The organism is Sulfuricystis multivorans (assembly GCF_003966565.1).
Lineage (GTDB): Bacteria > Pseudomonadota > Gammaproteobacteria > Burkholderiales > Rhodocyclaceae > Sulfuricystis > Sulfuricystis multivorans.
Map to the genome: position 1 here is coordinate 1,283,319 of NZ_AP018718.1, position 17,679 is coordinate 1,300,997.

A 17,679-nucleotide genomic window follows, 5' to 3' on the forward strand; every position below is an offset into this window, starting at 1 on the left:
GATGGATTCCTCCCTGAGGCAAGGAAATAGCGGTCAGTATAATCACATTCCTCCCAGCTTGGCTTGCCTGCCCAACGCCCTTCCTTATCTCGCATCATGTCACGAATCCTCAAGCTGCGCGGCGCCGCCGCTTTTTCTCCCTCCCATCTCGCCCGCCTGCAAAAGGCGCTCGATACGCCGCTTGCTGCCGAGCAATGGTTTTTCGTCGAGCTCGACGCTGCACTGGAGGAGGAAGATGAGGCGCGTCTGAAAGACCTACTCGGTATTCCCGACCCGCTGCCGCCGGCGCCGCAAGGTGAGCTGCTGCTCATCACCCCGAGATTGGGAACGATCTCGCCTTGGTCGTCGAAAGCCACCGACATCGCCAAGAACTGCGGTTTTGCTGCGGTCAAACGCATCGAGCGCGGCATCGTCTACACATTGCCAAAATCGGCGCTGACGCAGCGGCACATCGCGCGGCTCCACGACCGGATGACCGAGTCGGTGCTCGATTCGATCGAGGCCGCCGAACGGCTTTTCCACCACGTTGCGCCGCAACCGCTGACGAGCGTGGACATCCTTGCCGGCGGCCGCGCCGCGCTGGTCGAGGCCAACGGCGAGCTGGGGCTGGCGCTGTCGAACGATGAGATCGACTACTTGATCGACAATTTCACGAAGCTGGGTCGCAATCCGACCGATGTCGAGCTGATGATGTTCGCGCAGGCGAATTCCGAGCACTGCCGCCACAAGATCTTCAATGCCTCGTGGGAGATCGACGGGAAACCGCAGCCCATGTCGCTGTTCGGCATGATCCGAGAAACGCACAAGGCGCATCCCGACGGGACGATCGTCGCCTACGCCGACAACGCGGCGGTGATCGAAGGGGCAGCGATTCGGCGCTTCCATCCGCGGGCCGATGGCACCTATGCCTATGTCGAGGAGGTCACGCACATCCTTGCCAAGGTCGAAACCCACAACCATCCGACTGCGATCTCGCCGTTTCCGGGTGCCGCGACAGGCTCTGGCGGCGAGATTCGCGACGAGGGCGCCACCGGCCGCGGCGCGAAGCCCAAGGCGGGCCTGTGTGGCTTTTCGGTCTCCGACCTCAAGATTCCAGGCTTCGAGCAGCCGTGGGAGTCGAACTACGGCAAACCCGAGCGCATCGCCTCGGCCTTGGAGATCATGATCGAAGGGCCGCTGGGCGCAGCGGCGTTCAACAACGAATTCGGCCGGCCAAACCTCGCCGGTTATTTCCGCACCTTCGAGCAGCCGTTCAATGGTGAGATGCGCGGCTACCACAAGCCGATCATGATCGCCGGTGGCGTGGGCAACATCGGCGCGCGTCATTGCTTCAAGGAGAAATTTCCGGCCGGCACGAAACTCATCCAGCTCGGCGGTCCCGGGATGTCGATCGGCCTGGGCGGCGGTGCGGCCTCGTCGATGGCCACCGGCACGAATACCGCCGATCTCGATTTTGCCTCGGTGCAGCGCGGCAATCCGGAAATGCAGCGGCGCGCGCAGGAGGTCATCGACCGCTGCTGGCAGATGGGCGAGGCGAATCCGATTCTCGCCATCCACGACGTCGGCGCGGGCGGCATCTCGAACGCGATGCCGGAACTCGCCTTTGATGCCGGTCGCGGCGCCTGGTTCGATCTGCGCCAGGTGCCGACCGAAGAGCCGGGTATGAGCCCGCGCGAGATTTGGTGCAACGAGGCCCAGGAGCGTTATGTGCTCGCCGTCGCCCCCGAACGTCTCGCCGAATTCGAGGCGATCTGCGCTCGCGAGCGTTGCCCGTTCGCGGTGATCGGTGAAGCGACCGAAACGCGTCAGCTCGTCGTCGAGGATCCGTATTTCGGCAACAAGCCCGTCGATATACCGATGGAAGTGCTGTTGGGCAAGCCTCCCCGCATGCACCGCAAGGCGGCACGCAAGCCGGTGGCGATGCCGCCGCTCGCTCTCGATGCGATCGATCTGGCTGATGCGGCCATGCGTGTGCTGCGCTTGCCGGCGGTGGCCAGCAAGAGTTTTTTGATCACCATCGGCGATCGCACGGTCGGCGGTTTGACGGCCCGCGACCAGTTCGTCGGCCCCTGGCAGACGCCGGTGGCCGACGTGGCGGTCACCGCGATGGGTTTCGATACCTACTTGGGCGAGTGCTTTGCAATGGGCGAGAGAACGCCCGTGGCGCTGCTCGACGCGCCCGCCTCCGGCCGCATGGCGATCGGCGAGGCGATCACCAATCTCGCCGCCGCGCAAGTGACCGATCTTGGCCAGGTGAAGCTCTCCGCCAACTGGATGGCGGCCGCTGGCCACGGCAACGAGGATGCGGCGTTGTTCGACACCGTGAAGGGCGTTGGCCTCGAATTCTGCCCGGCGCTCGGCATCTCCATCCCCGTCGGCAAAGATTCGCTGTCGATGCGCACCCAATGGGAGGAAAACGGTGTCAAAAAGTCCGTCGTCGCGCCGCTTTCCCTGATCGTCACGGCCTTTGCGCCTTGCGGCGACGTGCGCGAAACACTCACGCCGCAATTGCAATCAGACGCAGGCGGCGAGACCGAGCTGATCCTGATCGATCTGGGGCAGGGCAAAAACCGCCTGGGCGGCTCGGCACTGGCCCAGGTCTATGGCGCTTCGGGCGACGTGCCGCCTGATGCCGATGCCGCTTTGCTCAAGCGCTTTTTCGCCGCGATCCAGACGCTGCGCCCCCTGATCCTCGCTTACCACGACCGTTCCGACGGCGGGCTGTTCGCGACCCTCTGCGAGATGAGCTTCGCCTCGCATCTGGGTATTTCGGTGAACCTCGATATCCTGTGCTACGACCCGCTGATGAACGATGTCGATGGCATCGAACGCGCGCCGCAACTGATCGATGGCCGGATGCAGGATCGCTTGCTCGCCGCACTGTTTTCCGAGGAACTCGGCGCCGTGATCCAGATCCGCCGCTCTCAACGCACGGCCGTGATGCAGACCTTGCGCGATCATGGCCTCGGTGCATGCTCCCACATCATCGGCAGCCTGAACGACGCCGACGAGCTGCGCCTGTGGCGCAACGCCAAAGCCGTGCTGACCCTGCCGCGCGTCGCGCTGCAGCGCGCCTGGAGCGAGACGAGTTACCGAATCGCCCAGCTGCGCGACGACCCGGAATGCGCGCAGGAAGAGTTCGATGCGCTGCTCGATGCCGCCGACCCGGGACTGTCATGCCAGCCGACTTTCGATCCAGCCGCGCCGTTCGTCGTCAGCGGCGTCCGACCCAAGATCGCCATCCTGCGCGAGCAGGGCGTCAATGGCGAGATCGAGATGGCCGCCGCCTTCGACCGGGCTGGCTTCGAATGCATCGATGTGCATATGTCCGACCTGATGAGCGGCCGTGTGAAACTCGCCGACTTCAAAGGATTGGCCGCCTGCGGCGGTTTTTCCTATGGCGATGTGCTCGGCGCGGGGCAGGGCTGGGCGAAGTCGATTCTCTTCCACCCCGAACTCAAGGACGAATTCGCCGCCTTCTTCGCGCGCTCCGACACTTTTGCGCTGGGCGTGTGCAACGGTTGCCAGATGATGGCGCATCTGGCGCCGATCATCCCCGGCGCCGAACATTGGCCGACCTTCCAGCACAACCGCTCCGAGCGCTTCGAGGCGCGTTTTTCGCTGGTCGAGATTCTCGATTCGCCGTCGATCTTCTTTGCCGGCATGGCGGGATCGAAACTGCCGGTCGTGGTCTCGCACGGCGAGGGGCGGGCGGTATTCGCCAGCGATGCGCGCCCCCCGGTGGCGCTGCGCTACATCGACCATCGCGGCCAGGTGACGATGACCTATCCTTTCAACCCGAACGGCTCGCCCGAAGGGATTACCGGCGTTACCACCCCGGACGGTCGCTTCACCATCATGATGCCGCATCCCGAGCGCGTCTTCCGCACCGTGCAGATGAGCTGGCATCCGGCAGGGCTTGGTGAGGATTCGCCGTGGCTGACGATGTTCCGCAATGCCCGGAAGTGGATGGGGTAGGGGCGGAAAGTCATGGTTTCCGTCACCCACGCCCTGCCGGAGTCTGGCATCGACGTCGCGACGTTCGAGCGCCTGACCGCCGGGCTATCGGAGGAGGGCGCGGCCAGGTTGCGCGATGCGGTGGCGTTTGCCGGCGAAGTCTATCGCGATGCGAAACTCGGCTCTGGCGAGACGGCACTCAGTCACGGACTGGGGGCCGCGCTGATCCTCGCCGGCCTGAATCTGGATCTTGACACACGCTTGGCGGCGCTGCTGTTCGCGATCCCCGATTTCGTCGAGCATGCGCATGAAAAGCTCGCCCGGCAATGGGGCGAGCCGCTCGCTTTGTTGGTCGATGGCTTGCATCGCTTGAAGAATCTGCGGCCGCTGAATCTCGCCAGCGGCCAGAACATCGCCGCCCAGGCGGAGATTCTGCGCAAGATGCTGCTGGCGCTATCGACCGACATCCGTGTCGTGATGGTGCGGCTGGCCTCGCGCACCCAGACGCTGCGCTTCCTCACCGACAATGAGACGCCGGAACGTTTCGAGATCGCGCGTGAAAGCCTGGAAATCTACGCGCCGCTCGCCAACCGGCTCGGCGTCTGGCAGATCAAGTGGGAGATCGAGGATCTGTCCTTCCGCTTCACCGAACCGGACACCTACAAGAAAATCGCCCGGCAACTGGACGAACGGCGGCAGGAGCGCGAAGCCTTCATCCGCAACGCGGTGGCGCGCCTCGAGGAGGAGCTCGTCAAAGCGGGCATCGCCCATGCCGAAGTCTATGGCCGGCCCAAGCACATCTACAGCATCTGGAACAAGATGCGCCAGAAACAGCTCGATTTCGACCAGGTGTATGACGTGCGCGCGCTGCGGATCGTCGTCGATGAGGTGCGCGACTGCTATACCGCGCTCGGTGTCGTGCATGCGCTGTGGCAGCCGATCCACGGCGAATTCGACGACTATATCTCGCACCCGAAAGGCAATTTCTACCGCTCCCTGCACACCGCGGTGATCGCCGCGGACGGGCGCGCGCTGGAGGTGCAGATCCGCACCCAGGAAATGCACCGTCATGCCGAGCTGGGCGTGGCCGCCCACTGGCGCTACAAGGAGGCCGGCAACACGCCGACCAAGGCCGACTCCAACTATGACGACAAGATTGCCTGGCTGCGCCAACTGCTTTCCTGGCGCGACGAGATCACCGATTCGGCGGTCTGGGTCGAGCAGTTCAAGCGCGCCGCGCTCGACGACACGATCTACGTGATGACCCCGCAGGGCAGGGTGATCGATCTGCCCAAGGGCGCAACCCCGCTCGATTTCGCCTACCGTGTGCATACCGAACTTGGCCATCGCTGTCGCGGCGCGAAGGTCGACGGTCATCTGGTACCGCTCAATACGCCGCTGGCTAGCGGCCAGCAGGTCGAAATCATCGCCGCGAAGAGTGGCGGGCCTTCGCGGGACTGGCTGGGTCCCGGCTATCTCGTCTCGCCGCGTGCGCGCCAGAAAGTCAAGGCGTGGTTCGCCGCCCAGCAGGAACAGGAGATGCTCGCCGCCGGCCGTGCCTTCGTGATGCGGGAATTGCAGCGCGACGGCGCCACGCAGGCCAATCTCGATGAACTGGCGCGCAAACTCGGCTTCAAGAATGCCGACGCATTGTTTCTCGCCGCGGCGCGCGACGAAGTCGGTCCGCGCGCGATCGAGGCAGCGGTGAAGGGCGCGCCGATCGCCGAAGCCGCCCCGGAGATCCTCACCCATCGGGCCAAGGCCCAAGCGAGCGGACAGATTCTCGTCGTCGGCGTCGACAAGCTGATGACCCAGCTTGGCCGCTGCTGCAAGCCGGTACCGCCGGATGCGATCGCCGGCTTCGTCACGCGCGGCCGCGGCATCTCCGTGCATCGCGTCGAATGCGCGAATTTCCGCAACATGGCGGCGAGGAATCCCGAGCGCGTCATCGAAGCCACGTGGGGTAACAAACAGGTAGGCAGCTATGCCTGCGACCTGTTCATCGAGGCAGCGGACCGTCAAGGCCTGCTGCGCGACATCTCGGAGGCGCTCGCGAAAGAGAAGGTCAATGTCACCGCGGTGAAGACACGCTCGAAGGGCGCTGTCGCGCACATGTCTTTCACCGTGGAACTCGGCAGCGCCGAGCAGCTGCAAAAGATAATGTCAGTGCTGGGCGAAATCGGCGGGGTGACCCGCGTGATCCGCGGCTGAGTTCTGGCCGTGGGGTAGGGTCATCAGGTCCCGCTGGTCAGTTCATCGGGCGTATTCAGATTGCGGAATGCTGCCGCGTCGGGAAAATCCACGGTGACGGCGCCCTGATCGCGGCACCAGGCCATCAACTTGCGCTCGCCGCAAGCCAATCGGGCTTCCACGGTGGGCAGCAGGTCACGACGGCAGAGCAGGAAGGTCGGCTGCGTTCCTGCGGAGGTGGCGGCGATCGCCAGGGATCCAGGGCCGATTCCCGCCATCAGGCGAGGAACGAGATCGACAGGCAGGGTAGGGCAATCACAGGGAACGACCGCCAGCCACGGCGTCGTGCAGGCCGACAATCCGGCCGCGATGCCCGCCAGCGGGCCGCAACGCTCGACTGCCGCGTCGCAGACCACCGGGTAGCCGAAGGCCCGATAAGCATCGAGATTGCGGTTGGCGCTGATCAGGAGTCGACCGACCTGCGGGGCAAAACGTTCTATGACATGGGCGATCAACGGCTTGCCGCGGTAGTCGAGCAAACCTTTGTCGGCTCCACCCATGCGACGGCCTTCGCCGCCGGCGAGGATCAGTCCGGTGACCGCGCTATCCACCAATGTAGGACATCTCGATTTTTTTCAGATTCGGTGTCGCCGCCATGCGCAATTGTGAATAGCGGTCGGTGCGCTGTTGCCAGATGCTCTCGATCGCCGCATCGAGTGCCGCGTCGTCGGCGCCGCTGCGCAGCAGGACGCGTAGATCGTGGCCGCTGGAGGCGAACAGGCAGGTGTAGAGCTGGCCTTCGGTGGAAAGACGGATGCGCGTGCAGCTGTCGCAAAAGGCCCTGGTCACCGAAGAAATCACACCGATTTCGCCGGCGCCATCCAGATAACGCCAGCGTTGTGCCACTTCGCCGGGATAGTTCGGATCGATCGGCTCGATCGGGAAATGCTCGCCGATGCGGCGCAGCACTTCGGCAGAGGGCACGACTTCGTCGAGCTTCCAACCATTGCTGGAACCGACATCCATGTATTCGATGAAGCGCAGGATGTGGCCGGTATGTCTGAAATGCCGCGCGAGCGGAACGATCTGGTCATCATTCATGCCGCGCTTGACCACGCAATTCACCTTCACCGGCCTCAAGCCCGCATGAGCGGCCGCCTCGATGCCGGCGAGCACCTTCGCCACCGGGTAATCGGCATCGTTCATGCGCTTGAAGGTCGCATCGTCGAGCGCATCGAGGCTGACCGTCACCCGTGCGAGGCCAGCGGAACGCAGGAGCGCAGCTTTCCTTTCCAACAGCGAGCCATTGGTCGTCAGCGTCACTTCCAGGTCGGGAATCGCCGCCAGCATCTCGACCAATTCTTCCATGCCATGCCGCAGCAGCGGCTCGCCGCCGGTGAGGCGAATCTTCCGCACCCCGCGTGCCGCAAAGCGGCGCGTGATGCGTGTGATCTCTTCGAAGGAAAGCAGCTCGGCGCGCGGCAGGAACGGATAGTCGCGCCCGAAAACCGTCTTTGGCATGCAATAGACGCAACGGAAATTGCAGCGATCGGTGATCGAAATGCGCAGATCGCGCACCGGCCGGCCAAACGCATCGATCAAGGAGGGCAAGGTGCTCATGGGCTTCATTATAGGGTGGCAAGCGGCTTGCGTTTTGAGGAATCATGCCGTGCCGCCAGCGCCGAGTATAGGGCGGCATCCCATCTGTACCACGGCACGGATGCGGACCGTGGCTTGCACCTCGCGATTGCCTCAACGATTCGCATAATATATATTATGTAAAGTAATATCTACCGCTGAGGCAGCGAATGCAATCCTGCTGTTCATTTCAGTATCTTTACTTCGAAACCACAGGTCGCGTCGCCCAAGCCGCCGATACAGGACGTTTCGCGCGCCTGCACTTTGACTTGCAAAATCGAACCGATCGCGCCGGCGATCAAGCCACCTTCAAAGGAACAAAGGGGTCTGCCGACAGGAGTCATTCCCGCGCAAGTGATGCATTCATGCACATCGACCTTGAATCCCTCATTCAGCTTTTCGACACTGATCTCGCCAAGTTTCAGCTGCCGGCAGAGATCGAGAAACTGCTCGACGCTTTGCAAGCCCAGTTGCCCGCCGAGCTTCTTGCCCGCCAGATAGGCTTGCGCCGCCGCGGCCGGGCCAAAAAGGTCTTCGAGCACCACGAGTCGCAGCAGGCGGAATACCGCGATCGGAGCGTCCGTGCCCAATTTCGGCCGGTCGATGCGTAGCGCGTTGGCGACGTCGACGGCTGCGAATGGCGATTTCTGCAAGTTGTTCATGCTTTGGGACATTCCTTTGCTTGGTCGATTCAATCGATCATTGCGGCGAGTGCGTCGAGATCGCTTTCATGGGCGGGCTCGAAACCGGAGAAATGCAGATCGGCGAGGATCCGGCTGCCCTGCGGATGGCCGTGCATGCTGCAGAGCAATTCTTGCAGCGGCTGGAATTTGTCCCGCCATTCCGGTGCCAGACAAAAGCAGTGATAAGCGCGTCGACTCTGGGATTCGGCGATGAGGCGCAAGCTTTGACGCGTCGAATCCGCCATCCCCTGCCAAGTTTCGTTATATACGAAAGCCAGATCGGCCTTGCCCTGGATCGCCGCCTGCGCTGCGGCAAGATGGTTGCCGGTGAAGACGAATTCGCAATCGCTGCGGAGAATGCCCTGACTGTCGAGCAATTCGAGGCCCAGGATGTGCACGATCAGTTTGTCGGTCGCCGAGGCGATCTTCAGCGGCCTGCGTTGAAGATCGGCGCCGGACGCCGACCCGACCAGAAAGGTTTCGTCAAAGAACCCGACCGGCCGGGCAACCGGAATGAAGTTTTTTTCCCTGCGAAAGATCGCCGCGCTGAACGGGTTGGCATAGACGAGCCGATATGGACCTGCCAGAACCGCTGCCCTTTCCTGGAGGAAATTGTCCTTTGGTTCGAAGTGCAGACGGCAGCCGAGGTGACGCTGGATATAGGAGTTGAGGGTATACCAACCGACCAGATTCTTGGCTGTGTCGTGCGGGCAGACGGAAAACAACTCTGAGGCGAATTTCATGTGTCTCTCTGTTGTGTCTGGATTGTCGTCAATCGATCAGCGTGTCCATCAGGTCGACCATGAATTCCGCTTCTTCGCCATCGGTAGCCTGCCAGCCAGTGATGCCGATCTCTTTCAGCAAGCAGGGTTCGGTGTCGTTCATGGCCAGCAGCGCCTGCCTGATCTCGACGACTTGGTCTGTCAAGCGTGGCCCGGCCAGGAACAGATGATGGATGACGTGTATCTGGCTTTTCAAGATCACGCGCAGCCGGTTGCGGATCGTCGGCGAGAGTTCGGCAAAGGTTTCGGCGAGGAAGAATCCGGCATCGGCCTTGCCATTCATCAGGGCCTTGGCGACCAACACATAATTCTCGCAGCGCTGGTATTGGATGTCGGCCGGCGTGATGTCGGCTGGTTCCAGCAGGATCTGGCCGATCATGTTGATTTCCGGATCATCGGTGGCGGCAACACGCAAGTCCGGGTGGAAATCCTCGATGCGGGTTACTGGACTGTCGGCGGGCACGGCGATGATGGTTTCGTCGGGCCGCATCCTCGGATGCACGACCGGCACGAACTGTTTCTCACGCAGGAGCATTGCCCCGTCGGCCGGGTTGGCGTAGATCAGGTCGATCTTGCCCGCGTCGATCGCGGCATGACAGGCAGGGAAATCGGTGAACAGCTCGAGATGGATCGGCAGTCCGAGCCGTTTTTGCAGCCAGGTGTTGAAGACGAACCAGCCGGCCAGATACTTGGTGTTGAAATCTGGGCTCAGCGTGAGGGTGTATTTCATTGGCGTCTCCCCTGCTCTTCCTGCAGCAAGCTCTTGTAGAGGGCGGCCATTTCCTCGATCTTGCGGCGTGAAGGTTTGCGGCGTACGGAGGTATAGCTGACGATGCGACCCTCCCGGATATTGGGCACGACGGTGGCGTAAACCCAATAGAACGCCCCATCCTTGCGCAGATTTTTCACATAGCCGTGCCACTTTTTCCCTTGGGTGATCGTATCCCACAATCCTTTGAACGCCACCGCGGGCATATTGGGATGGCGCAGGATGTAATGCTGCTCCCCTACCAGTTCATCTTCGCTATAACCGGACATGTCGACGAAGGCCTGGTTGGCGTGGGTAATCACGCCAGATGGATCGGTACGCGAAACGATCAATTTACCCTCTGGAAAGGGCACTTCACGTTGCGTGACGAACACCCGCCGCCGGAAGCCGTCGTAATAGGTGAGCCAATGCTCCTCGCCGCTTTCGCCGTGGAGATCGGCAAGCGTCATGTCGCGCATGGTCTGGCGACCTCACAGCAGTTTGCTGACGCTTTCGGCTGCACGTTTGGCATCGAGGAAAATCAGGCCGAGCTTGGCGCCGGGGCGCGCTACCACCGACAGCACGGCATCCTCGCCGGCATGAATCATCAGGATGTAGCCCTCCTTGCCCTTGACCATCACCTGTTCGAGCGCGCCACAGCCCAGTTCGCTCGCGCTGCGATCGCCGAGCGTCAGCATCGCCGCGTTCATCGCCCCGACGCGATCTTCATCGAGGTTGGCTGGCAACAGGCTGGCGATCATCAGGCCGTCGGTCGAAACGACCGCTGAACCGATGATATCGGCCGAACTGCCGTTCAAATCGCTCAGCACGGCACGCAACATTTCTTCACGCATGTGAAAGTCTCCTTGTCTATGTGGATACGAAATCGAGTGCGGCGTATCGGCGCGACAGCCACCATACCAGATCGACGAACGCCGGACGGTCGAATGCCGGTGTGCCGGCGATCGATAGTACGAACTTCTGGCTGCCAACGATGAGTGGCCAGAAACCGAGCTGGCCATTACCGGCGGCATCGACTGCCGCCCAACCGCCTGGCGGAAGCCGCAAGTTTCTGTCGAGCAGGCCGCTATTGCGAGCCTGCAATGAAGCGATGGAGGCAGCCAATGCCGCCAATTCCTCGACGACCTCGTGGGCGAAGCCGACATTGGCGAGATAAAAACCCTGCGCGTCGGCGAGCAAGGCTTTACCGGCACCCGACAGTTCAGCGAGCAGGCGGGGAACATCTTGTTCCATGTTGAGATCCGGAGCCTCGCGACGGTCTTTGCTGCCGGCCAGCCAGCCGAGTTCCTGCAGGCGATAGAGAAGCTCGACGAAATCGGCTTCGCTGCTGCCGCCAGCGAGCTCCGCCAGAGTGGCCTGATCCAACGAAGGTGTCTCAGGCATCGAGAGCAAGCGTCCAAGCAGTGCTCGGACGGCATCATCCTGATTGCCGACGACGGCGCGATAGGCGCCCGACGGCGTGACGTTCACATAAACCCCAGAGTTGAGGGTGTAATCAGGCATGATCGATCCAATCTTCAGCAATGGATAATCTTAATACTATCGTCATGATGGCACGGATGCCAATTTCGGTTGCGCGAAAAAGCGCGAGTCGTCGGTCACAATTCGTAATCCTGCACGCCAGGGTCGATCGTCACCAGCAGCGCCTGGATCAGCATGACCACATCGGCTTTGTTGCGGGCATCGATTTCGAACACCGGCGGTTTGATCTTGGATGCACGTGCCTCGTCGAGCAGGAAGCGGTAATAGCTTTCCAGGTCGTGAGGTTGATCGAACGCCATGAAATTGACGCCGATGACGATTTTCGTCGCTGAACCCATGGCATCGTCACACCACTTCAGATAAAACGCCAGATCGTCAAGCGGCGAAGGACGCGAGTTGTCGATCAGGATCACCAGCCCCAAGACGCCCTTTTTGAGGATGTCCCACATGAAATCGAAGCGCTCCTGCCCCGGTGCGCCATACAGATGGACCCGCTCGTTTGGTCCGATGTTCATGATGCCGTAGTCGAATGCGACGGTGGTCTTCTCCTTTCTCGATCGGGTCATGTCCGAGGCGGTCTGATCGGTGCCGACCACAGGCACATCGCTCAAGGCGCCGATGGCAGTCGTCTTCCCGGCACCGACCGGCCCAATGAACAGGATCTTGTGGTTGCGCACGTGCTGGCGTGGCACATATGGCACGATGGTCGCAGTCATCGACCGAGCGGCTTCGCCACTTTCAAGCTGGGCGAGAACCGCACCGACACTCGCTGGCCGTTGCTCCGGGCGCAGCCCCAGCAGGCTGTCGATGATTTCCAGAAAGCCAGATGAATATCGGCCTGCCGCGATTTTCGCCAAGGGTGCCATGGGATCCGGCATCCCCTGCTCTACTGCCAGCAAGCGGGTTTTCGCATCCACGGGTCGTTTGCCGGTGATGCAGCGCCGTAAGGTTGCCCCCAAGGCATAGAGATCCGACCATGGCCCCTGCACTCCACCTTCTTCATATTGTTCGAGCGGCGCATAACCAGGAGTCAATGCGCAGTAACCGTAGTTCGTGGCCGCCCCGAACTCGAGTTTCGCCGCACCGAAATCGATCAGTAACGGCACCCCGTCGTGACGGATATAAATATTGCTGGGCTTGATGTCGCGGTGCAGATATTTTTGCGCATGGATGGCACGCAATCCTTCCAGCAAGGGTACGAAAATGCCCCGCAGCCAGGTTTCATCGAAGCCCTCTTGCCGGCTGCGAGCAACCATTGCCAGCGTCGTTCCTTCCTCGTAATCCATCACGAAATATGCCGTGCCATGCGCATTGAAGTAACGCGAAATGCGCACGATGTTCGGATGCTTGAGACGGGCGAGGATGCGTGCCTCGCTGACGAAGGTCTCGAGGCCGAAGCGGTAAAGCTCATCGTCTGCCGCCGACTTGAGCGTGACGCGTTCGCCTTTGCGTATCGCCAGGTCAGCCGGAAAATATTCTTTGATCGCCACCGGGATGTTCAGGTGCGTGTCCCAACCTCGGTAAGTGATGCCGAAAGCACCGATACCCAGCACGCCGTCGATACGATATTCGTGCAACAGCGTGCCGGGCGGCAAGGCATGGGTGGCTTGGCTCATCGCGTCATCAGCCCTTTCAGATAGTGCATGATGCGGCCGAGGAATTGACGTTCGCCGTGCTCCGGCGGCGCTGGGGGCGGCTCGATCAGGTGGTCGGCGGCGCGTTTGGCGATATCGAGCAGACCAATCGTGTGGGCGCAGGCGCAAAAGGCAAAGACATGACGCTGCGGAATCTGCAGAGCCTCGGCAACCCGGCTCATGCTCATCGGTTGCTCGTTCAACAGGGCGGCGATGCGCATCGCATCCGGCAGCTCCAAGAGACGGGTGAGATTGGGCCAATGTCGCAGATAGACACGCACATTCGGCGGCAGATCGACCGGCAACCGGCCACGATAGGTCCAGGCCGCCACCTTCCAGAGCAGGACGTCTGGATGGACGGCCATCGGCCCAGGCGCGGAGGCGCTATCGGCAGGTAGTTTCTCTAAGAACAGCATCCCACCGGGAAATGCTGCTTGGCTCATGCGCTGGAGAGAGGCATCACCGACTGGCACGGCCACTGCCCGCCCCCGTGGATGAAAGATCGCAAGCGTGTTTTCTTTGTATCTGAGAGCGACCGGTTGCTTGCCCTGCTTCGCTTCTGCGAGCGCTGTCTGTAGCGCTGCGAGCAAACGACCTTCGAGCGGCAAGAACAGTTTGCTTACCTGTGCATCGTCGTTGCAATCGATATCTTCGACCGTACCACATACCGCTGAAAGATCCTTCCCGGGAGGAGTTGCGGGCGATTCGCTTGTCTCAGGTTCCCTTTGATGCAGGCGCAAGGTAGGGATTCTTTGTGTCTTCTCCTCATTTTCCGTTTCCGCCGCCAGCCCCGAAGAGGGAGCGACTTGAGGCGCAGGAATCGAGGCTGCCAAGGGCAGCGGTGGGGTTTTCTGCGTATCCGGCTCGATCTGTTCGGCCAGCCGCCGAATGGTTTCGATCAGCTGCTCGACCCTGATTGGCTTTGCAATCGTTGCTGCGACGCCCTCCAGCTCGATGCCCGCGGCAGAAATGGCGATGGCGGGACAGCGGGGGCGTTTTTCATGGAACGCCTGCCAGGCTTCCTGAGCACCGACGCCATCGGCATCGACGATCACCAAGTCGGCCCTGCCACCATCGGCCAAGCGGGCCACGGCCTTCGCAGGTCCGGCAAAGGCCATCGCAAAGGTATTGCGCATCCGCTCATTGACACCCAACAGATCGACCGCCAATGGTAGCGTCTTACGTTTCATGCTGGCTTGGTAGTCCCGAATAACTCAGCTCTGCCTGCGACGGCCTTCGTGACGCGATCGGCAGCCAAACTTCGCGGTGCAAGCCGCGCTGATTGCCTCCCCGCCCGCGAGGGGGGCTTAAGGGTGGGCGGGTGTTTGTTCTTGCGCATGGGGGTTTTCATCTTCTGCGGGTGGGCGTGGCGATCATGCGCGTTAGCGAGAAACATCGGAGGCTTCCCAGAGGGGGCGCACGGCTTCCGGCACTGGTTCGATCCGTTTTCTCATGGCCGTCTTTGCCGAGTGATCGCGTGAGCGTCGGTAGATGTCCAGCAGAAGACGCGTCGCCTCGACGTCGCTCGGATTGGCTGGCAGATGTTTTTCGAGCAAAGAGCGCGCTTCATCGACTTGGCCGGCCTCCAAATGATCCAGCGCCTCGACCAACAATGTGGAATTCCCAGCTTCGGGACGACTCGAGGAAGTTCCTCGATTGGCCAGACGAATCACGATGGCTGGGGGATGAGGCTGGGACGCTTCAGCAAAATGTCCCAGGCGCTCCAAGCTCTGGGTGTCGAGCAGCGGGGAACACAAAGTGAGCAGGTGGGTGCGCAAGCCTGCTCCCCTGTTTTCCAACACGCGGAATAGATCATGCAAGGCTTCCGCGGTAACTTTTTTTTGCCGGTACGCGCGGGCGAGCAATATGCGCCGGACGTGGGCAAGCAGATCGGCGGGCTGCCGCGCGATCCGGTGTTTGAGGAAGTCGAGATAACGTTCGGCATGTTCCGCTGACGGCAACACCGGGCAAAGCTTGCCGTGACAATCGAAAAAAGCGGGCTGCCAATCATCCAACGGCGGAACGAACGGTTCGGAAACGGGCTCAAGGACCAACAACTCGTTCATGGCGTGGAATATATGCGAAACCCTTTCTACCGGTGAGTTTTTTTCATCAGCGCGCCCCGGCGCGTCGTAAAAAGTCGACGATCTCGGCGTGATTCGCCTTGCGGGCCATGTCGAGTGCGGTGCCTTCGTCGCGATCGATCTCGTTGACCTCGGCGCCGGCGCCGACGAGCAGACGCACCATTTCCAGATGACCGCGTTTGGCCGCCAGCATCAATGCGGTGGACCCATTCGGCGCGATGGCATTCACCTGTGCGCCGGCAGCCAGCAGTAATGCGGCGATTTGCGGGCGATTCTCGAAGGCGGCGTAATGCAGCGCCGTCCAGCCCGGCGTGTTCGGATCGGCCTTGCGGTCGAGCAGCAACCTGGCGACCGCCTCATGGCCGCGCAGCGTGGCCAGCATCAATGCGGTGTCACCATAACGGTTGCGGCGGTTGAGATTGGCGCGGTTGTCGAGCAGAAAACGCACCAGTTCAAGATTGTTTTCGCGGGCGGCGATCATCAGCAGCGTGTTGCCCTGGGCATCGGTGGTATTGACATCCATGCCGCGCCGCAACAGGTCGATGACCTGTTCGGTTTCATTTTGCTCGGCCGCGTGCAGGATGTCTTCATACACCCCGGCGACGGCGTGAATGGCAAGCAAGGCATACAAGAGTGACAGGACCAAGTATTTTTTCATCGGCTGTGCTTTCATCGTTTGGCGTGGCTGAAAAGCCGGAAGAAGTTCTCGGTCGTCTGCTCGGCGACCGCATCGAGCGTCAAGCCACGTAAGCGGGCGATCTCTTCGGCGACATGACGCACATAGGCGGGCTGATTCACCTTGCCGCGGTAGGGCACTGGCGCGAGATAAGGAGCATCGGTTTCGACGAGCATGCGTTCGAGCGGCACCATTTTTGCGACTTCCTTGAGTTCGATGGCATTTTTGAAGGTGACGATACCCGAGAACGAAATGTAGAACCCCAGATCGAGCGCAGTGCGAGCAATCTGTGCGCTTTCGGTGAAGCAATGGAAGACACCGCCGACCGCCTCCGCCCCCTCCTCTTTCAAGATGGCCAGAGTATCGGCCGCGGCCGAGCGGGTGTGAATGATCAGCGGCTTGCTGCAGAGCCGGGCAGCGCGAATGTGAGTGCGAAAACGCTCGCGTTGCCACTCCAGATCACCCTCGAGGCGATAATAATCGAGGCCGGTTTCGCCAATGGCCACGACTCTTGGATCATTGGCCAGTTCAAGCAAAGTCTTGGCATCGGGGTCTCTTTCAGAATATTCCGTATCCGGGTGCACACCGACTGCGGCGAAGAGGTTGGATGCCGAGCGGACGAGCGCCAGCATCGCCGGGAAACGCTCCAAGGTGACGCCAGCGCACAGTGCCCAGCCAACGTCGGCCTGCGCCATGGCGGCTAGAAGATCGTGGAGATTTTCCGCAAGCTCAGGGAAATCGAGATGGCAATGGGAGTCGACGAGTGGCGCGTTCATGATTCGAGGGGCTTGAATGCGCGCAGGCAAAGGTCTTCGAGAAAAAGTCGCGGATTGAGCGGGTGATTTGCCCAGGCGCGCAATTGGGCTATTTGCCGTTGGGCGCGGATCAACGCAGGCAGGGTGGTTCTCTGAGCGAGTGGCGCAAGCGCATCGCGGTCGAAATAGCGAGGTGCATGACCGACCCGGCACAAGCCAAGGTCGTGGAGCCACTTTTGCACGGTCACGACCAGATCCTCGATGCCGAGCCCCGCATCATCTTTAACGAGCCCTTCCCAGCGCGCCGCGAGCGCGAGCGGTTCAGAAGGCCGCAGCAAATCGCTCACCAGCTTTTCCAGAGCCTTCAGACGGCCGCTGCGGGCGGCATCGAAAAGCTGGCGTGGAGCCTGGCCGAAAAATGGCAGCCACTTCGCCTCGCCAGCAAGTTTTTGCTCTTCCAGCCAACGTCGGCTTTGCTCGATGGGCGGAGGGGCGAAAACGACGCGTCGAGAACGGCTCAAGAGCGTCGGCAAGAGGCTGCGCCATCTGTTGGAAATCATTATGAAATAGAAAGATGTCGATGGTTCTTCAAGTATCTTGAGAAGAGAGTTGGCAACGATTGGGTTCATCGCTTCGGCCGGGTCGATCAGGCAGACCCGCGCTCCGCCGCGATGGCCGCCAACGTGGAAGAAGTCTTCCAGCTCACGGATCTGCTGGATGCGGATCTGGCGACCGGTCTTTTTCTTTTCTCCTTCGCTATGCTTTGCGTCCTCCTCGGCCGCACTTTCAGCCTCGGGCTGGACGAGCCGAAAATCGGGATGCTGGCCATTGGCCATCATCGAACAGGACGGGCAGCGGCCGCAAGCGGGCTCATGGGGGCCGCGCGGTATCTCGCAGAGCAGACGGGCCGCCAACGCATCCGCCAACTCCCGCTTCCCGACTCCGACCGGACCAGTGAACAGCAGCGCATGGGGCAGGCGCACATCGGGCCCAGTCAGGCTCTTCCATATATCTTCATTTAGTATCATT

The 17,679-nt window shown here is 61.3% G+C and carries 16 protein-coding genes; 2 read left to right on the forward strand and 14 right to left on the reverse strand.

Translation table 11 applies throughout. The features are described 5' to 3' along the window. Positions 1-96: 96 nt before the first annotated feature. Together purL and EL335_RS06460 are read left to right on the forward strand one after the other, a co-directional pair. Entirely contained in the window at positions 97-3,978 is a 3,882-nt protein-coding gene (purL, locus tag EL335_RS06455; protein WP_126445218.1) for a phosphoribosylformylglycinamidine synthase, read from the forward strand. Between the two features lie 12 nt (positions 3,979-3,990). After that, on the forward strand, positions 3,991-6,168 hold the full coding sequence (locus tag EL335_RS06460) for a RelA/SpoT family protein (protein ID WP_126445219.1): 2,178 nt from the start codon (positions 3,991-3,993) through the stop codon (positions 6,166-6,168). A 23-nt stretch (positions 6,169-6,191) separates the two neighbouring features. On the opposite strand, the gene mobA is transcribed toward EL335_RS06460, so the two are convergent. The 14 genes from mobA to holB form a co-directional block, all read right to left on the reverse strand. Then, on the reverse strand, positions 6,192-6,758 hold the full coding sequence (gene mobA, locus EL335_RS06465) for a molybdenum cofactor guanylyltransferase MobA (RefSeq protein ID WP_126445221.1): 567 nt from the start codon (positions 6,756-6,758) through the stop codon (positions 6,192-6,194). After that, complete coding sequence (gene moaA / locus EL335_RS06470; RefSeq protein ID WP_284155266.1) at positions 6,751-7,767, reverse strand: GTP 3',8-cyclase MoaA; 1,017 nt, start codon at positions 7,765-7,767, stop codon at positions 6,751-6,753. The genes mobA and moaA overlap by 8 nt, the downstream gene beginning before the upstream one ends. A gap of 203 nt (positions 7,768-7,970) precedes the next feature. Continuing rightward, positions 7,971-8,447 carry a V4R domain-containing protein gene (locus tag EL335_RS06475; protein WP_126445225.1) on the reverse strand — a complete coding sequence of 159 codons (477 nt, stop codon included), beginning with the start codon at positions 8,445-8,447 and terminating at the stop codon, positions 7,971-7,973. 29 nt (positions 8,448-8,476) lie between these two features. Next, on the reverse strand, positions 8,477-9,211 hold the full coding sequence (locus tag EL335_RS06480) for a PhnD/SsuA/transferrin family substrate-binding protein (RefSeq protein ID WP_126445227.1): 735 nt from the start codon (positions 9,209-9,211) through the stop codon (positions 8,477-8,479). A 28-nt stretch (positions 9,212-9,239) separates the two neighbouring features. Next, positions 9,240-9,980 (reverse strand): phosphate/phosphite/phosphonate ABC transporter substrate-binding protein, encoded by a 741-nt coding sequence (locus EL335_RS06485; protein ID WP_126445229.1) that lies wholly within the window; start codon positions 9,978-9,980, stop codon positions 9,240-9,242. Next, positions 9,977-10,468, reverse strand: coding sequence for a PAS domain-containing protein (locus EL335_RS06490; RefSeq protein ID WP_284155267.1), 492 nt, complete (start codon positions 10,466-10,468; stop codon positions 9,977-9,979). The genes EL335_RS06485 and EL335_RS06490 overlap by 4 nt, the downstream gene beginning before the upstream one ends. A 21-nt stretch (positions 10,469-10,489) precedes the next feature. Then, complete coding sequence (locus EL335_RS06495) at positions 10,490-10,852, reverse strand: roadblock/LC7 domain-containing protein (protein WP_126445233.1); 363 nt, start codon at positions 10,850-10,852, stop codon at positions 10,490-10,492. 16 nt (positions 10,853-10,868) lie between these two features. Next, on the reverse strand, positions 10,869-11,522 hold the full coding sequence (locus EL335_RS06500) for a hypothetical protein (protein ID WP_126445235.1): 654 nt from the start codon (positions 11,520-11,522) through the stop codon (positions 10,869-10,871). Positions 11,523-11,617: 95 nt separating this feature from the next. Next, the gene (locus EL335_RS06505) at positions 11,618-13,117 is read right to left on the reverse strand and encodes a protein kinase domain-containing protein (protein ID WP_126445237.1); all 1,500 of its coding nucleotides are present in this window, start codon (positions 13,115-13,117) and stop codon (positions 11,618-11,620) included. Then, entirely contained in the window at positions 13,114-14,325 is a 1,212-nt protein-coding gene (locus tag EL335_RS06510) for a response regulator (RefSeq protein ID WP_126445239.1), read from the reverse strand. The genes EL335_RS06505 and EL335_RS06510 overlap by 4 nt, the downstream gene beginning before the upstream one ends. 192 nt (positions 14,326-14,517) lie before the next feature. Then, positions 14,518-15,201: a tetratricopeptide repeat protein gene (locus tag EL335_RS06515; protein WP_126445241.1), complete on the reverse strand. Its 684-nt coding sequence runs from the start codon at positions 15,199-15,201 to the stop codon at positions 14,518-14,520. A gap of 46 nt (positions 15,202-15,247) precedes the next feature. After that, entirely contained in the window at positions 15,248-15,877 is a 630-nt protein-coding gene (locus EL335_RS06520) for an ankyrin repeat domain-containing protein (RefSeq protein ID WP_172600045.1), read from the reverse strand. 11 nt (positions 15,878-15,888) lie between these two features. Further along, a complete protein-coding gene (locus EL335_RS06525; protein ID WP_126445245.1) occupies positions 15,889-16,671 on the reverse strand; it encodes a TatD family hydrolase in 783 nt (260 codons plus the stop codon). Next, positions 16,668-17,678: a DNA polymerase III subunit delta' gene (gene holB / locus EL335_RS14575; RefSeq protein WP_126445247.1), complete on the reverse strand. Its 1,011-nt coding sequence runs from the start codon at positions 17,676-17,678 to the stop codon at positions 16,668-16,670. Before holB ends, EL335_RS06525 begins: the two co-directional genes overlap by 4 nt. Between the last annotated feature and the right edge of the window lies 1 nt (position 17,679).

Bases quoted from the DNA above. Each gene is read 5' to 3' on its own strand.
- purL (WP_126445218.1), top strand. From the start codon at position 97: ATGTCACGAATCCTCAAGCTGCGCGGCGCCGCCGCTTTTTCTCCCTCC.
- EL335_RS06460 (WP_126445219.1), top strand. From the start codon at position 3,991: ATGGTTTCCGTCACCCACGCCCTGCCGGAGTCTGGCATCGACGTCGCG.
- moaA (WP_284155266.1), bottom strand. From the start codon at position 7,767: ATGAGCACCTTGCCCTCCTTGATCGATGCGTTTGGCCGGCCGGTGCGC.
- EL335_RS06475 (WP_126445225.1), bottom strand. From the start codon at position 8,447: ATGAACAACTTGCAGAAATCGCCATTCGCAGCCGTCGACGTCGCCAAC.
- EL335_RS06480 (WP_126445227.1), bottom strand. From the start codon at position 9,211: ATGAAATTCGCCTCAGAGTTGTTTTCCGTCTGCCCGCACGACACAGCC.
- EL335_RS06485 (WP_126445229.1), bottom strand. From the start codon at position 9,980: ATGAAATACACCCTCACGCTGAGCCCAGATTTCAACACCAAGTATCTG.
- EL335_RS06490 (WP_284155267.1), bottom strand. From the start codon at position 10,468: ATGACGCTTGCCGATCTCCACGGCGAAAGCGGCGAGGAGCATTGGCTC.
- EL335_RS06495 (WP_126445233.1), bottom strand. From the start codon at position 10,852: ATGCGTGAAGAAATGTTGCGTGCCGTGCTGAGCGATTTGAACGGCAGT.
- EL335_RS06500 (WP_126445235.1), bottom strand. From the start codon at position 11,522: ATGCCTGATTACACCCTCAACTCTGGGGTTTATGTGAACGTCACGCCG.
- EL335_RS06505 (WP_126445237.1), bottom strand. From the start codon at position 13,117: ATGAGCCAAGCCACCCATGCCTTGCCGCCCGGCACGCTGTTGCACGAA.
- EL335_RS06510 (WP_126445239.1), bottom strand. From the start codon at position 14,325: ATGAAACGTAAGACGCTACCATTGGCGGTCGATCTGTTGGGTGTCAAT.
- EL335_RS06515 (WP_126445241.1), bottom strand. From the start codon at position 15,201: ATGAACGAGTTGTTGGTCCTTGAGCCCGTTTCCGAACCGTTCGTTCCG.
- EL335_RS06520 (WP_172600045.1), bottom strand. From the start codon at position 15,877: ATGAAAAAATACTTGGTCCTGTCACTCTTGTATGCCTTGCTTGCCATT.
- EL335_RS06525 (WP_126445245.1), bottom strand. From the start codon at position 16,671: ATGAACGCGCCACTCGTCGACTCCCATTGCCATCTCGATTTCCCTGAG.
- holB (WP_126445247.1), bottom strand. From the start codon at position 17,678: ATGATACTAAATGAAGATATATGGAAGAGCCTGACTGGGCCCGATGTG.